Source organism: Tautonia plasticadhaerens, from assembly GCF_007752535.1.
Classification (GTDB): Bacteria; Planctomycetota; Planctomycetia; order Isosphaerales; family Isosphaeraceae; genus Tautonia; species Tautonia plasticadhaerens.
Window position 1 is genome coordinate 82,758 of record NZ_CP036427.1, and the last position, 16,822, is coordinate 99,579.

General features: G+C 72.7%; 6 protein-coding genes. 2 read left to right on the plus strand and 4 right to left on the minus strand.

The window, feature by feature from the left end; translation table 11 throughout:
- Nucleotides 1–196: 196 nt before the first annotated feature.
- On the plus strand, nucleotides 197–1,774 hold the full coding sequence (locus tag ElP_RS34745) for a sigma 54-interacting transcriptional regulator (RefSeq protein ID WP_197447181.1): 1,578 nt from the start codon (nucleotides 197–199) through the stop codon (nucleotides 1,772–1,774).
- Between the two features lie 272 nt (nucleotides 1,775–2,046).
- Entirely contained in the window at nucleotides 2,047–3,660 is a 1,614-nt protein-coding gene (locus ElP_RS34750; protein WP_145279330.1) for a porin, read from the plus strand.
- 295 nt (nucleotides 3,661–3,955) lie between these two features.
- On the opposite strand, the gene ElP_RS34755 is transcribed toward ElP_RS34750, so the two are convergent.
- The 4 genes from ElP_RS34755 to ElP_RS34770 form a co-directional block, all read right to left on the minus strand.
- On the minus strand, nucleotides 3,956–4,384 hold the full coding sequence (locus ElP_RS34755; protein WP_145279331.1) for a helix-turn-helix domain-containing protein: 429 nt from the start codon (nucleotides 4,382–4,384) through the stop codon (nucleotides 3,956–3,958).
- Nucleotides 4,385–5,066: 682 nt separating this feature from the next.
- Nucleotides 5,067–6,830 (minus strand): diguanylate cyclase, encoded by a 1,764-nt coding sequence (locus ElP_RS34760; RefSeq protein WP_145279333.1) that lies wholly within the window; start codon nucleotides 6,828–6,830, stop codon nucleotides 5,067–5,069.
- Nucleotides 6,827–9,799: a hybrid sensor histidine kinase/response regulator gene (locus ElP_RS34765; RefSeq protein WP_197447182.1), complete on the minus strand. Its 2,973-nt coding sequence runs from the start codon at nucleotides 9,797–9,799 to the stop codon at nucleotides 6,827–6,829. Before ElP_RS34765 ends, ElP_RS34760 begins: the two co-directional genes overlap by 4 nt.
- A complete protein-coding gene (locus ElP_RS34770) occupies nucleotides 9,787–16,509 on the minus strand; it encodes a beta strand repeat-containing protein (RefSeq protein ID WP_197447183.1) in 6,723 nt (2,240 codons plus the stop codon). Before ElP_RS34770 ends, ElP_RS34765 begins: the two co-directional genes overlap by 13 nt.
- Nucleotides 16,510–16,822: the final 313 nt, after the last annotated feature.

Here is a 16,822-nt window from a genome sequence, read left to right on the forward strand (position 1 = left end):
GTCGGCCCGGGGGGCGACCCGGCACGGAGGATGAGTAGGGCAAGGGGCGGACCACGCCGGGATTGGGCGTGATTCCCGGGAAATGTCCGTGTTATGCTCTCCTTCGAGGGTGGACAGCCGGGAAATCCGCGAAATGAAACGGATTTTCCCAGGATATCCCATGGATAATCCGTCATATCCCACGGGGACACGGCCTGTGGAGCGTCACGCCACCCTGCTGCTGGAGATCTGGCGCGAGGTCTGCCGCCACCTGCAGATCCCCGAGTCGGTCGAGCTGATCGCCCCGCTGCTGGCGAGGCGGCTGCCGGCCGACCTGGCCCTGGTCCGCCGCATCGACGCGGCCGGCGGCGTCGTCGAGACGGTCGCCCTGGGCCACTGCCGCCCCGGCCCCGCCCCGTCGCGGGCCCGCAGCGAGCTGACCCCCGAGGCGATGCAGCGGCTGATCGCCTGGTGCCACCGCCGCCAGGTCCTCCGCCTGGCCGACCGCTCCGCCACGGCCGAGCCCCCCGGCATCCTGCCCGAGGGGACCGACGGCGAGGTGCTCGCCGGCCCGCTCCTCGCGGCCGACGGGCCGGCCGGGGTCCTGCTGCTCACCGCCCGGCCGCCACGCCAGTTCCGGGACGAGCACGCCGAGCTGCTGGCCGCCCTGCTCGACCCCTTCGCCGTCGCCCTGGACAACGACCGCCGCCTCCGGGAGCTGACCTCGCTCCGCGAGGCCGTCGAGGCCGAGAACCGCTCGCTGCTGACCAAGCTCGGCCGCCTGGACATCAGCGACTCGATCGTCGGCGCCGAGACGGGCCTACGCGAGGTCATGGAGCAGGTCGCCCGCGTCGCCCCCTCCGACGCCCCGGTCCTGGTCCTGGGCGAGACCGGCTCGGGCAAGGAGGTGGTGGCCCGCGCCGTCCACACCCGATCGCGGCGGGCGCGCGGGCCGTTCCTGCGAATCAATTGCGGGGCGATCCCGCCGGAGCTGGTCGACTCGGAGCTCTTCGGCCACGAGAAGGGCAGCTTCACCGGCGCCGTGGCCGAGCGCAAGGGCTGGTTCGAGCGGGCCGACACCGGGACGCTCTTCCTGGACGAGGTGGGGGAGCTTCCCCCGGCGGCGCAGGTCCGGCTGCTTCGGGTCCTGCAGGATGGCCAGCTCGAGCGCGTCGGCGGCGAGCGGCCGGTGTCGGTCGACGTCCGGATCGTGGCGGCGACGCACCGCGACCTGGAGGCGATGGTCGGCGACGGCCGGTTCCGCCAGGACCTCTGGTACCGGATCGCCGTCTTCCCGATCCGGCTGCCCCCCCTGCGCGAGCGGCCGGCGGATGTCCCGGCCCTGGCGGCGCACTTCGCGCTGCGGTCGTCCAGACGGCTGGGGATGCCCCCCCTGGCGCCGACGGCCGAGGACGTCGGCCTGCTGGTGACCTACCCCTGGCCGGGGAACGTCCGCGAGCTGGCGGCGGTGATCGAGCGGGCTGCGATCCTCGGCGACGGCGAGCGGCTGGAGGTCGCCCTCGCCCTGGGCACGCCCAGGCCGCCCGCCGCGGCCCCCGGCCCGATGGCCCTGCCCCTATCTCGGCCCGGCGGGGAGGAGGACGGGTTCGTGCCCCTGGAGGCGGCGATGGCCCGGCACATCGAGGCGGCCCTGGTCCGGGCCCGGGGCCGGGTCGAGGGCCGGCGTGGGGCGGCGGCCCTGCTGGGGATCAACCCGCACACGCTGCGCTCGCGGATGCGCAAGCTCGGCGTGGACTGGAAGCGTCTCCGCCGCGAGGTCGGGGCGGCCGAGTGACGGGGGATCGCGCCCGGCGGCCCCGCCCCCGGAACGCCGAGGGCCCCGGGGTCTGCTCCGCGATCGCCCCCGGCCGAGGATCTGAGTCGATGGGCGCGGATCCTCGAGGCATCCCCCGGAATCGTCGGCGTCCACAGCCCCGTCGCTCGATTGGGCTGAGGGGTGGGCCGCCGCCGATTCGCCAGCCCCCCTAAAGGGCACGACCCGCACATCCGATACTACCCTTGTGCCCCGAGTGGAGCGGCCTGGACTGTCGGCGTCCGAGGACGGACATGAAGCGGCGATTCCTGGCAATGTCGCTCGTCCTGGCGCTAGCGACGGGCCCTGACGCCGCATCCGGGCAGAAGCCGACCCTGTCGGCGACCGCCCCGTTTCCTCCCCCGACCCCCGCAGCGGATCCGATCGATCGGTTGGCGGCCATCGAGGCGCGGCTCGAGGCGCTGGAGGAGCGGAACCGGCGGCTCGAGCAGGAGAACCGGGCGCTCCGCGAGCGGCTCGATGCTTCGCCAGTGAAGCCGGCCGACGCCCCCCCGGCGGACGCGGCGGGGGTGGCCAATCCGACGGATGCTGGCGAGTCGAGGCCCGGCACCTCGTTCTCGGCCAACGCCGATTCGCCGGTCCCCAGCTATGCCGGCGTGACGCCGAGTCGCCCGAGCGGGCGGATCCCGCTCCTCGGCGGCTTCGGCCAGGGCTTCGTCTTCGAGAGCGAGGACGAGGAGTTCCAGCTCCAGGTCCACATCGAGAGCCAGACCGACTACCGCGCCTTCGACCCCGGTGGCGAGCTGTTCGCCCGAGACGGCATCTACGCCCCCCGCAATCGCCTCTTCTTCGGCGGGAGGGCCACCCGGGGCGTCGAGTACCTCGTCTCGATCAACCGCGGGTTCGGCGCCCTGGACCTGCTCGACGCCTACCTCAACTTCCGCCGCGACGACCGCCTGCAGCTCAAGGTCGGCCGCTTCATGACGCCGTTCAACTACGAGCAGTTCGCCATCCAGAACATGTGGCTGATCGCCCCCGAGCGGTCCCTCTTCACCACGAACCTCGGCCTCAACCGACAGCTCGGCGCCATGCTCTGGGGCTCCCTGCTGGACGAGCGGCTCGACTACGCCGTCGGCGTCTTCGACGGCCCCCGGAATTCGTACGAGGATTTCAACGACTCCAAGGACGTGATGGCGTACCTCAACGCCCGACCCTTCCAGGAGACGGCCGAGGGCAACCCGCTCCGCCTCCTGAACCTCGGCGGCTCGTTCGCCTACGGGGCCCAGGACAACGCCGCGTTCCTCCCCCGCTCGTTCCGACTGGCGACCAACGCCTCGAACGCCGGCACGGCCGACCGCGCCGCGCCGCCGTTCCTGATCTTCGACGACGAGGTGATCGAGCGTGGCCAGCGCACCTTCTGGTCGGCCCACCTCGCGTATTTCTACCGGTCGCTCTCGCTCCTCGCCGAGTACAACGGCTCGATCCAGCGCTACGCGCGCACCGTCGCCACGCCCGAATCGACGGTGCTCCCCGCCTCCGGCTACTCCGTCTCCGCCGGCTACTTCCTGACCGGCGAGCAGGTCGAGCGCCGAACCGTCGTCGAGCCGCTTCGACCCTTCCGGCTCCGCCGGGGCGAGTTCGGCCCGGGTGCCATCGAGCTGATCGGCCGCTATAGCGCCTTCGACATCGACTCGGGGCTCTTCGACGCCGGGCTCGCCGACCGGGCCCTCTGGAGCAATCGCGCCTGGGTCACCAACCTCGGGGTGAACTGGTACCCGAACAAGTTCGTCAAGGTCTATCTCGACTGGCAGCACGGCGAGTTCGGCGATCCCGTCTTCTTCGCATTGCCTGATCGCCATGCCCTGACCAACGAGATGCTCTGGCTTCGGGTCCAGTTCTACTACTGAGCCGTCGATGGCGCCGAAATTGTCGTCCTGGCACAGGGAGCCGCGGAGCAGCATACACACCTCGACGAGGCGAAGGTCGTCCCTGCGCGATCCTGGAGTAAGACGAGGACGACCGAGCCCCGGAGCCAGTCGCGCGAGGACGGCCCTTGGATGACTTGGCCGAGGAGTGCGCCTTTGTGGGCAGGGAGCGAATCGTCTCGGCATGGCCCCGACGACCACCACACCGTCGGTCGGTGACCGAGCCGAGGCGCGTTGTCGCCCTGCGACCGCGGCGGGGCAGGGGGGCGGACTCCGTTCAGCCTGTCAGCTCGCCTCCGCCGACTCCCTCGGCCACCCGACGCCTCCAGTGATCCGGCGCCGCCTCGATCTCGTCCATGAACCGCCGCGCCACCCCGCTCGGCGGTCGCACCCCCTGCTCCCACGACCGTACCGTGTTCGCGTCCACCCCCAGGAACCCGGCGAACACCGCCTGGCTCATCCCCAGCAGCCCGCGCACACGCCGCACGTCGTCTGGGCCATACGACCGCGGCGTGAAGTCCACCTTGTACGTCCGCACGGTGAACCGGCGCTCCGTCGGCTCCCCCGAGCTCATCGCCTCGATCGCCTCCTCGAAGGCGGCCACGATCTTCGTCCCGGCCGGCGACAGCTCACTGCCCGCCGCCCCTCCCGCGCCCTTCCGGCGACCGGCCGCCCGCTTCGTCTTCGCCCCGCTCGCCTTAGCCATCGCCCTTCCTCCGGCGCCGTCCCCGGGCCGGAGGCCGTCCCCGGGCTGCCTCCCGCCGCAACTCGACACGGCCCCCCCCAGCACGGCCGCCACCGCTTCTCGGTCCGCCGCGCTGAGGTCGTGCCGAAGACGACCACCATCGCCACCGTCCCTTGCTCCGGGAAGTCCGCGTAGCAGACCCGGTGGGCCCCCGACTTGCCCCGGCCGGCCCGCGGGCCGGCGAAGCGAAGCTTCCGCAGGCCGTCGGTCCCGCGGATCACCGGCGCCCGGGTCGGGTCGGCGAGGATCTCCAGCTCCAGTGCCCGGAGATCGTCCCCGTCCAGGCCGAGGCGTTCCCAGTCGCGCGTGAAGGCCGGGAGGCGGACGAAGCGCGGCCAGTGTTCGGGCTCGAAGCGATCCACCGGCTCCTCCCGGGACGAGGTCGGGCCTCGGACGGGGGAAATTCTACCACCGGGTGGCAGGAATTCCCGGGGGCGCCATGATCCGGAGGAGGCATTGAGTGCACCTCCGGTGCGAGGAGACGCAGCCGCCGGGTGACTCGCGGGGGGGCGGGCTCGACGCTTCTCGTCGTGGTGCCGGCGGATCCGTCAGGACCGACGACGGGTGACCCGCCGTCGATCCGTGACCCCTCCGAGCCGAGGCTTCCCGCGGGATCGACGCCCGGTGTGTCGATGGGGGCGGATCACGCAGTCCTTGGATCGCATGCCCCCAGGGGGATGGCCCCTCGCTCGCCGGTCGATCGGAGGGTCGTTCCGTCCGCCATCGTTGTGGGCAGCGACGGCGAGACGTCCAGCGGTGATGCGTGCTCGGGCGAAGGCGATCGGGTCCCGATCCGCCGAGGATCGACCGACGCGGACCCCAGATCGCGGGCCACGATGGTATCCCGGCCGGACGCCTTGGCCTCGTACAAGGCCTGGTCGGCGCGGTCGATGATCTGCTCGACAGAGTGTCCCCGCGTGATCTCGGACAGGCCGAAGCTGGCGGTAAATCGGGCGCCATTGAGGGCCGGCAACGGCTCCTGGGCGATCTGGGCGCGGAGTCGATCCAGGCGGTCGCGGGCCGCGTCGAGGTCGTAGCCGGCCAGGATGATGGCGAACTCGTCGCCGCCGTAGCGGGCGACGAAGTCGACCGGCGAGCAGTGGTCGCGGAGCATCCGGGCGAAGTGGCGGAGGACCGCGTCGCCGGCCTGATGCCCGAAACGGTCGTTGATTCGCTTGAACTGGTCGATGTCCGCCAGGGCGAGCAGCGATCGCTGGCCGAGGCCCTGCGCGTCGGAGAGCACCACGCGGATCATCCGCTCGAACTCGGCGCGGTTGCCCACCTCGGTGAGGTGGTCCACCGTGGCGAGCCGCCTCAGGTCCTGGTAGGAGTACGCCCACGAGTCGCCCTCGGGGTCGACGGCCGGGGCCGGGGCCGGGGCCCCGGGGCCGGGGCCGTCGGCCGGGGCGGGCGAGGCCGGCCGGGGGTCGACGACCTTGCCTCTGGCGACGGCGGTGGAGAGGGCGGGGGCGCCGAGCCGGTCGGCCATCACGGCCCGGAAGTGGGCGAACAGCTCGGGGTCGAGGCCGCCGCCCTGGGCGTTGGCGTCGATCAGGTCGAGGCAGCGGGCGGGCGGCAGGGCGCCGCGGTAGGGGCGGGCGCTGGCCAGGGCGTCGTAGACGTCGGCCACGGCGAGGATGCGGGCCGACAGCGGGATGGCCTCGCCGCGGAGGCCATCGGGGTAGCCGCCGCCGTCGAGCCGCTCGTGGTGCCATCGGATCATCGGGACGACGGCCGAGAGCGACTGCAAGGGCTCGACGATGCGGACGCCCTGGGCGGGGTGCTCCTTGATAACCTCCAGCTCCTCGGGCGTCAGCGGGCCGGGCTTGTTGAGGATGGCGTCGGGGATGCAGATCTTGCCGATGTCGTGCAGCAGGCCGCCCTGGCGGAGCAGCTCGCGGTCCTGAGGCGGGACGCCGACGGCCTCGGCCAGGGCTAGGGCCAGCTCGGTGACCCGACCGGAGTGGCCGTGGGTGTAGGGGCTCTTGGCCTCGACAGCGCGGGCAAACGCGAAGACGACCGACTGGCTCGTCTGCAGGCCGACGATCCGGCGGCCGACCTGGATGCGGGCGCGCAGCTCGTTGTGGTCGAAGGGCTTGGTGATGAAGTCGTCGGCCCCGACGTCGAGGGCCGTGACCACGTTCTCGTCGCGCTCCTTGGAGGTGAGGATGATGAGGTAGGCCGGCTCGGGCCGCGGCGTGGCGCGGATCCGGGCGCAGACTTCCGGGCCGTCGAGGCCGGGCATCATCCAGTCGAGGATCGCCAGCTTCGGCGCGTCGTGGGCCATCAGCATGTCCAGGGCGTCCCGGCCGTTGTCCACGGCCAGGACCTCGTATCCCCAGTGCGTGAGGGTCGCTTCCAGCATGCGCCGGTAGAAGGCGTTGTCCTCAGCGATCAGGATTTTCATCGGCGGGGGGCTCCGTCGCTCATCGCTAGGATCTGCGGCAGCACGCGGTCCAGCGCCGCGACCAGCCGCTCGACCTCGGCCGGCGCCGAGCCGAGGTCGCCCCGCTGGCCCATCAGCTCCAGGCCGTAGGCGATCTCGGAGACGTCGTCGATCGAGAAAAATCGGGTCATGCTCTTGATCGTGTGCGCGGCCCGGCCGAGGGTGGCGGCGTCGCCGTCGGCCAGGGCCGATCGCAGCTCGGCGATCATCCGGGTGCAGTCCTCGGCGAAGACGTCGATGAGGCTCTGGAACAGCGCCGCGTCGCCGCCGACGCGGGCCAGGGCCGCCTCGCGGTCCGGCCCGACGCCGGCCGGAGCGTTGGGACGGGGCTCGGGGGCGGGGGCGGGGGCGGGGACAGTCGCGTCGGGCAGCGGCGGGGCGGCGATCCGGGGGGAGAGGACGCGGATCTCGGCCGCGAGCTGGTCGTCGCGGATCGGCTTGGTGACGTAGCCGTCCATGTCGCCGGCCAGGCACTGCTCGCGGTCGCCGGCCATCGCGCGGGCCGTCATGGCGATGACGAGTTGATGCGCCCCCGTGTCGGCCTCGCGGGCCCGGAGGGCGGCGGTCGTCTCAAGGCCGTCGAGGTCGGGCATCTGCACGTCGAGGAAGACGAGGTGGAAGGGTTCGGAGTCGAGCAGGTCGAGCGCCTCGCGGCCGCCGCAGGCCACGATGACCTCATGGCCGAGCTGTCGGAGCTTGTGGGCGCCGACGCGGCGGTTGAACTCATTATCATCGACCAGCAGGACCCGGTAGCGGGGGCCGCTCGGGGCGCCGACGGCCGATGGGCCGGCGGGCGTGGCCCGGGATTCGAGGCCCAGGCCCTCGCGGAGGGCGCGGCGCAGGTCCGACTCCTTGACCGGCTTCAACAGCGGCACGGCGCCCAGCGACCGGGCACGCTCGCCCAGGGCGGCCTGCGAGGGCTCCAGCAGCAGGACCGTGGCCTCGGGCGGCTTCGGCAGCCGGGAGAGCTGCTCGACCACGTCGATGCCGTCGACGTCGGCCAATGTGGAGTCGACCACGGCGACGGCCGGGGGCGTGTCGGCGCGGCCCAGCTCGATGACCGCGTCGATCCCCTCCTCGAAGCCCCGGGTCTCCAGGCCGAGCCGGCCGAGCATGCCGGCCAGGGCGTGGCGGTTGCTCGCGTTGTCGTCGACGACCACCGCCGGGCGGCCGAGCAGGTGCTCGGGGAGGCCGGCGGAGGCGTCGGCCGGGGCCTCGGACTCGGCCAGGCGGAGGGTGAAGCGGAAGGTGCTGCCGCGTCCCGGCTCGCTCTCGACCCAGATCCGGCCGCCCATCATGCCGACCAGCCGGTTCGAGATGGCCAGGCCCAGGCCGGTGCCGCCGTACTTGCGGGCGGTCGAGCCGTCGGCCTGGGTGAACGGGTCGAAGATGGAGTGCAGCTTGTCGGCCGGGATTCCGATGCCCGTGTCGGCCACGTCGAACCGGAGGGCGACGCCGCCGACGCCGTCGGCCTCGCCGGGCGAGACGCGGACGCAGACCTCGCCGCGCTCGGTGAACTTGATCGCATTGCCGACGAGGTTGATGAGCACCTGCCGGAGCCGGCCGGAGTCGCCGAGCAAGGCGTCGGGCACGTCGGGGCCGACGTCGCCGACCAGCTCCAGGCCCTTGCCGTGGGCGCGGACGGCCAGCGTGCGGAGCGTCTCACCGATCGTGTCGCGGAGCGAGAAGGGGCGCGGGTCCAGCTCGAACTTGCCGGCCTCGATCTTGGAGAAGTCGAGCAGGTCGTTGATGATCGCCAGCAGCGATTCGGCCGAGGAGCGGACGACCTCCAGGTACTCGCGCTGGTCGCCGCGAAGCTCCGTGTCCAGGGCGATCTCGGTCATGCCGATGATCGCGTTCATGGGCGTGCGGATCTCGTGGCTGACGTTGGCGAGGAACTCGCCCTTGGCGGCGTTGGCGGCCTCGGCGGCCTCCTTGGCGACCTGGAGCTGGAGCTTCTGGCGTCGAATCTTGGCGCGGGAGCGGCCGAGGCGGTGCAGGGCGACGCTCAGCTCGGCGTTCTTGTCCTCGATGGGGGTCAGGTCGTCGAAGGTGGCCAGGGCGCCGCGGCAAGTGCCGGCGTCGTCGAGGATGGCCGTGGCGTTGACCGAGACGCGGCGGGGGCGGTCGCCGGCGCGCAGCGCGAGCAGGTCGCCGCGGCGGGGGGCCTTGTCGGTCAGGGCGCGAGCCCAGGGCAGGTCGGCGGGGTCGACGGCGAGGGGGACGCCGCCGGGGGCGGGCTCCCATCCCAGTTCGCTGGCCTTGCGGCCGCGGAGGGAATCGGCGTCGATGCCGACGGCGGCGGCGAAGGCGTCGTTGGCCAGGGCGATCCGCTGCTCGCGGTCGAGCACGAGCACGCCCTCCATCACCGTGTTGAGCGTCTGGCGGACGCGGTCGGGCACGACGCCGGCGCGCCGGGGGTCGACCTTCCGCAAGGCGCCCCGGAGCAGCAAATACGAGCCGACCAGGGTCATCAGGCCGACGAAGCCGAGCAGGGGCAGCGTGACCCGGGCCAGCTCGGCCGGCAGGCCGAGGCCGTCGAGCGGGCGGAATCGCAGCTCGGCCTCGCCCCAGGGGCCGCCGGCCAGGGTGATCGGCACGTGCATGTGCGTGGGCGTCGACAGCCGGCCGGGCCCGTCGCCCCAGGCGGCCTCGTGGCCGGGCGATGCGGCGAGCAGGCGGCCCTCGGGGTCGCGGATGCCGGCGGAGATCAGATCGGGGTGGCGATGCACCAGGGCCTCCACCGTGGGGACGATGGCCGACGCGGCGCCGTCCTGGGCGGCGGCCGAGCAGGCGATGGCTACGGCCTCGCACAGCGCCTTGCGGCCGTCGAGGACCGCGCCCTGGCGGTCGGGCAGCAGGCCGAGCGACGCGGCCGACAGCAGGGCCCCGAGGGCGACGAAGGTCAGGCCGAAGCTCAGTCGGAACATGCCGACACCCCCCGCACGGGCCCGGCAGCCGCCCGGCCGCCCTCGGCGATCGACTGGAGCGACTCCTCGTCGTCGCCCCTTTCCTCCCGACGCCGGCGCTGCTGCTGCTCCCACGCGAAGATCACGTCGAGCGGGTCGAACTGCCTCCAGATCGGCCCTACGCCCAGCGCCCCGAGCAACCATAGGCCAGGGCGGCCGGCGAGGAGGACGTAGCCGACCGAGGCGAGCACGCCGACGGCCGCGACCGAGGCGGCCGGCAAGGGGTCGGCGCCCTCCTCCAGCTCCTGGCCGAGGCGGTCCAGCTCGGAGAAGAGATGGTCCACCGCCATTGCCACCGCCTCGGCTCGCTCGCGGCCGGCGGCGGGGGCCGACGCCTGGGTTGCGGTTGGCGATGGGGCCGGGCCGGTGGCGGCGAGGATCGGCGCCGGGGCGGAGACCTCGACCGCCGCCTGCTCGGCGGGCCTTGAGGCCGGCCCGGCCTGCTGCTCGCCGGGCGACTCGTCCTGCCCCGGATCCGCCTCCGGTTCGGGGGCCGGGTCGGCCGGCTCCGGTTCGGGGTCGACATAGGTCCGGTTCGCCGAGGGGGCCGACGCCGTGCCCGCCTGGTTCGACGACACCTCGTCCGCCCCGTCCGAGGCGAGGGTCAGCGGCTTCACCGGCGGGAGCCGGACCGGATTCGCGGCCTGGGGCGGCCCCAAGCTCGGGAACAGGGCCAGCGCGATCGGCGGCTGCGGCACGTTCCCCAGCTCGTCCACCGGGGGGGGCACGTCGGGCTTCGGCTCCCCCGGCGTCTCCTGCGGCGACGTTGGCCCCGGAGTCGGCGGCTCGGGGGCCGGCGCATCCGGCGGCTCGGGGGCCGGCGCATCCGGCGGCTCGGGCGATGGCGGCTCCGGCGGTGGCTCGGGGGCCGGCGGCTGGGCGTTCAGCAGGAGGATGGGGACGGAGGACCGGCCGAGGTAGGCGGGGTCGGCCGTCGAGGAGACGCGGGCGGAGACGGTGTAGGGCCGGTCGCCGCCTTCGAGGCCGTCGTCCAGGCCGGTCAGCGTGACGAGCTGGGGGATGTCCCAGTCGTCCGGGGTGAAGCGGAGCAAGACCGGCGAGGCGGCCGCGGCCGAGGGGTCGTCGACAACCAGCACGACGACCACCTCGGCGGTCGGGGCCGATGCGAGGCGGACGGAGAGCCGGGCCGTGCCCCCGGCCTCGGTCGTGACCGGGGCCGACTGCATCGCGACGACGAGGGCGGCCTCGTCGTCGTCGAGGTTGGCCATCGGGATGGCCACGCCCGGCAGGGCGCCGTAGGCCGGGTCGTCGGAGGCGACCAACAGCGTCACGGTGAAGGCGGCGTCGCCGTCGTCCTGGGGGTCGTCCGCCCCCGAGACGGTGAACGACTGCGGCCGGTCCCAGCCGTCGGGCGAGAAGCGGAGGGTGGCGGTCGAGACGGCACCCTCGCCGGGGTCGGAGACGACGAGGGTGATCGTCACGGCGGCCGACGGCCGGGAATCGAGCCGGATCGCGAAGGAGACGGTCCCCCCCGCCTCCGAGACCACGCCCGCCGAGGGCCCGTCGATGGTGACGCCCGCCGCGTCGTCGTCGAGGTTCTCCAGCGTGACCGCCGCCGCGCCGAGCCGGTCGAAGGCCGGGTCGCCCGACGACGGGGATAGGAGGACGGCAAAGTGGACGTCGCCGTCGTCGTCCGGGTCGTCGATCCCGACGACCGTGACCGCCTGCGGGACGTCCCAGTCGTCCGGCGTGAAGGTGAGCGAGGCCGCCGAGGGGACGCCCTCGGTCGGGTCGGAGGTCGCGACGGTGATGGTCACATCGGCCGCCGGCCGGCTGGTCAGGACGACGGAGAACGAGGCCGAGCCGCCGGCCTCGCTCGTCGTCAGGCCCGCCATCGGGGCGACGACGACCCCGGCGGTGTCGTCGTCGGCGTTGACGGCGGCGACGTCGGCCGGGTCCAGGCCGTTGTAGAGCGGGTCGAAGCTGCTGGCGAGGCCGAGGACGATGGAGTAGGCCACGTCGCCGTCGTCGTCCGGGTCGTCGACGCCGCGGATGGTGACGACCTGTGGGGTGTCCCAGTCGGCCGAGGTGAAGGTGAGCGAGGAGACCGAGACGACGCCCTCGCCGGGGTTGCCCGAGGCGACGGGGATCGTCACCGCGGCCGCGGGCCGCGAGGCGAGCACCACCGAGAACGAGGCGGTGCCGCCGGCCTCGGTGGTGATCAGGCCGGCGTTGGGCGAGACGACGATGCCGGTCGCGTCGTCGTCGGCGTTCGAGAGGACGACGTCGGCCGGGTCCAGGTCGTTATAGAGCAGGTCGGCGCTGGAGGCGGGCGAGAGGAGGATCGAATAAGGGGTGTCGCCGGCGTCGTCGGGGTCATCGACGCCGGCAACCGTGACGAATTGCGGGACGTTCCAGTTTGCGGGCGTGAAGGTGAGCGAGGAGACCGAGACGACGCCCGCGCCCGCATCGGAGGTCGAGACGGGGATCGTCACGTCCGCCGAGGGCTGGCTGGTCAGGACGACGGAGAAGGAGGCGGTGTCGCCGGCCTCGCTCGTCGTCAGGCCCGCCATCGGGGCGACGACGACCCCGGCGGTGTCGTCGTCGGCGTTGACGGCGGCGACGTCGGCCGGGTCCAGGCCGTTATAGAGCGGGTCGAGGCTGGTGGCGGGCCCGAGGACGATGGTATAGGTGACGTCCCCGTCGTCGAGGGAGTCGTCGCTGCCGACGATCGTCACCGCGCGGGCGACGTTCCAGTCGGCGGGCGTGAAGGTGAGCGAGGCCGCCGAGGGGACGCCCTCGGTCGGGTCGGAGGTCGCGACGGTGATGGTCACATCGGCCGCCGGCCGGCTGGTCAGGACGACGGAGAACGAGGCCGAGCCGCCGGCCTCGCTCGTCGTCAGGCCCGCCATCGGGGCGACGACGACCCCGGCGGTGTCGTCGTCGGCGTTGACGGCGGCGACGTCGGCCGGGTCCAGGCCGTTGTAGAGCGGGTCGAAGCTGCTGGCGAGGCCGAGGACGATGGAGTAGGCCACGTCGCCGTCGTCGTCCGGGTCGTCGACGCCCGCAACCGTGACGAATCGCGGGATGTTCCAGTCGGCCGGCGTGAAGGTCAGCGAGGCCGCCGAGGCGATCCCCTCGGTCGGGTCGCTCGTGACGATGGCAATCGTCACCGGGGCCGCCGGGCGGCTGGCGAGCATGACGGAGAAGGAGGCGGTGCCGCCGGCCTCGCTCGTCGTCAGGTTGGTCACCGGCGAGACGAGGATCCCGGCCGCGTCGTCATCGACGTTGGTGAGCGCGACGTCGGCCGGGTCCAGGCCGTTGTAGAGCGGGTCGGCGCCGGAGGCGGCACCCAGGAGGATCGAATAGGCGGCGTCGCCGTCGTCGTCCAGGTCGTCGACGCCTGCGACGGTGACCGTCTGGGCGACGTTCCAGTTGGCCGGGGTGAAGGTCAGCGACGTGACCGAGGGCGTCCCCTCGGTCGGGTCGGAGGTGGAGACGGGGATCGTCACGTCGGCCGTCGGCTGGCTCAGCAGCCGGACGCTGAAGGAGGCGGTGCCGCCGGCCTCGGTGGTCGTCAGGCCCGAGGTGGGCGTGACGAGGAAGCCGGCCACGTCGTCGTCGGCGTTGGTGAGGGCCACGTCGGATGGGTCCAGGCCGTTGTAACTCAGGTCGAGGCTGGAGGCGGCCCCCAGGACGATCGAGTAGGCGATGGGGCCGTCGATCATGGGGTCGTCGACCCCGGTGACGGTGACGGACTGCGGGACGTTCCAGTTGGCCGGCGTGAAGGTGATCGAGGACACCGAGGCGATCCCCTCGGTCGCGTCGGAGGTCGCGACGGCGATCGTCACGTTCGCCAGCGGCATGCTGCGCAGGGAGACGGAGAAGGTGGCCGTGCCGCCGGCCTCGGTGGTCGTCAGGCCGGTGATCGGGGTGACGGTGACGCCCGGCACGTCGTTGTCGGCGTTGGTCAGGGAGACGTCGGCCGGATCGACCCCGTTGTAGCCGGGGTCCAGGCCGGACGCGAGGCCCAGGACGATGGTATAGCCCACCGGGCCGTCGGCCAGGAAGTCATCGACGCCGACGACCGTCACCGTCTGGGCGACGTTCCAGTTGGCCGGGGTGAAGGTGAGCGACGCGACGGAAGGGGCCCCCTCGGTCGAGTCGGAGGTGGAGACGGGGATGGTGACATCCGCCGTCGGCTGGCTCAGCAGCCGGACGCTGAAGGAGGCGGTGCCGCCGGCCTCGCTCGTCGTCAGGCCGGAAGTCGGCGTGACGGCGATCCCCGGCCGGGAGACGAGGGTCAGCGCGTTGATCGCCTCCTTGTTCGTGTCCAGGCCGACGTCGCCGCCCTGGAAGACGAGCGAGGCGGTGCCGGTCGCCGTGCCGGAGCCGAGGGTCGTCTGCGAGAGCTGGAGGGCGAAGACGTCGCGACGCGTGACGGCGATCGGCGTCCCGTTGCCGACGGAGTTGTCCTCGCCGTCGAGGGACAGCAGGAGGGTCCCGGCGGCGAGCGTCCTCCCGCCGTAGGTGGCCGTCTCGCTCACCAGGTCGATGCCGAAGACCTTCGGGTTGATGCCGACCTGGTCCCCCTCGACCAGCCGGGCGTGGGTCCCCGAGGTCGTGTCCCGGCCGACGTCGGAGGGGCGGAAGAGCCAGACGTCGTGGTCCTCGGCGCCGCCGTCGCGCGAGTAGAGGAAGTCGCCGGCGTTCAGCGTGACGTCTCCGACCGTCGTCGCCCGCTCGACCAGCGCGATGCCCCACAGCTTGCCGAAGCTGGCCCCGAAGCCGGCGGAGCTCTCGTCCAGGACCATCCGGAAGGTGCCGGACGAGTAGTCGCCGGGCGTGTTCGGGCGGAACAGGAAGAGGTCGGCCTCGTCGACGACGAAGGTGCCGCCGAGGAACGCCTCGTTGGTGCCGGTCGAGAGCAGCAGGTCGCCCGGCTGCAGGGCGATGGCGTGGGCCCCGCCGACGGTGACCGCCCGGCTGACGTGGTGGATCGCGTCCACCTCGGCGTTGCCGTCGTCGGCGAGGAGGTCGAGGCGGAAGACCGAGAGGAAGGAGCCGGCCGTCGTCCCCGGCTCCAGGGCCAGCGACGGGCCGCCGAAGGAGATCACCTCGTCCTTTCCCCAGGAGCTGAGCCCTGGGGCCCCGCTGGGAGACGGCACGTCGTCGGTGGTCGAGAGCCAGAAGCCGTTGGTCGAGACGCCCGGCTCGTCGTCCCGGTTGGCCACCCGGACGTCGGCCGGGTCGAGGCCGTTGTAGAGCGGGTCGGCGCCGGTGGCCGCCCCCAGCACGATCGAGAAGAGCCGGTCGCCGTCCCGGATCGCGTCGTTCACGCCGGTGACGGAGACCGTCCGCGGCGCGTCCCAATCGGCGGGGGTGAAGGTCATGGAGGAGGGGGAGACGGTGCCCTCGGCGGTGTTCGTGCTGCTCAGGGCGATCGTGACGTCGGCCGTCGGGGCGGCGTCGAGGACGACGGTGAAGGTGGCCGTCCCGCCGGCCTCGGTCGTCTGCAATCCGGCCTGGGGCGACACGGTGAAACCCGGGCCGACGAGGCGCTGGCCGAAGACGCCGTCCGGGTCGCCCGTCCCGGAGCCGCTCCAGACGACGACGGCCTTGCCACCGGTCGTGGCGACGGAGGGCGCGAGCTGGTCGGCCAGGGTGGTCGTCGGCACGCGGGCCTCGACGCCCTGGGCGACGCCGGCGGCGGTGTACTGGCGGAGGTAGACGCCGGCGTCGGCGGAGGGATCCTGGGTCAGGCCCTGGTAGGCGATCAGGAACCGGCCGTCGGGCGCCATGGCGACGGCCGGGAAGCGCTGGTCGCCCGCGGCGACGGTGTTGACCTGGAGCTCGCCGCCCTGAGCAGCCCCCGCCGCGTCGAACCGCCGGGCGTACACGCCCCAGCCGTCGCCGTCCTGGAAGTTGCTGCCCCAGGCGACGACGAGATTTCCGAGCGCGTCCATCGCCACCGAGGCGTCTTGCTGGACGTCGGCGGTGACTGAATTGACACGGAACTCGCCCCCTCGCGGCACGCCCGCGGCGTCGAACCGCTGGCCGTAGATGCCCCAACTGTCGCCGTCCTGGAGGTTGCTCGCCCAGACGACGACGAAGTTGCCGGCCGGATCCATCGCGATCCTGGGGTCGGCCTGCGCCTGCGAGGCCTGGGTGTTGACCTGGAACTCACCGCCCTTCGGCGTGCCGGCGGCGTCGAAGCGCCGGGCGTAGATGCCCGTGCTGTCCCCGTCATGATCGCCGCCGCTCGTCCAGGTGATCACGAAGTCGCCGTCGGCGCCCATCGCCACCGAGGGGCGGTCCTGGTGGTCCGCCGTGACGGCGTTGACCCGGAACTCATCGGTCCTCGGCGTGCCGTCGGCGTCGAACCCGCGAGCATAGATGTCGTCGAGGCCGTCTTGGTCGCTCGTCCAGGTGACGGCGAAGTTCCCGTCGGCGTCCATGGCGACCGTCGCGTTGGACTGGCTGCCGGCCGAAGTGGCATTGATGCGGAACTCAGACCCCTGGGGAACGCCCAGGGTGTTGTAGCGTTGGCCGTAGACTCCCATCGCGCCGCCGTCCTGTCCGTCGCTGGTCCAGACGACGACGAAGTCGCCGTCGGCATCCATCGCCACGGCCCGGGGGCTCTCGGGGTGCGTCTGCTGCGTGCCCGAGGTGAAGGTGTTGACCCGGAACTCCACCCCGACGGCGGCCAAGCTCAGCAGCTCCCGCCCCTCGAGGGACTCCGTCCATGGGTAACGGCGCGCGCGACGCTTTCCACGCCGGACGACCGCGTCCGGCCTCCCCGAGCGGGCTGGCTCACTCGATGGGGCGGTTGAATCCGATCGTGCTGGGCTCTTCGGCCGACTTGATGATGAATCCATTGAGAGCCGGGTAAGGTCCCAGGGAGTTCCATATCGAGCTTCCTCGGCTGCGATCCGACGATCGACGGCGAGGACTCGTCGACGAACAGTCATGCCACGTCGCCGCACACGAACCCATGAAAAGAGATGTCAGGCCATGCTTCGC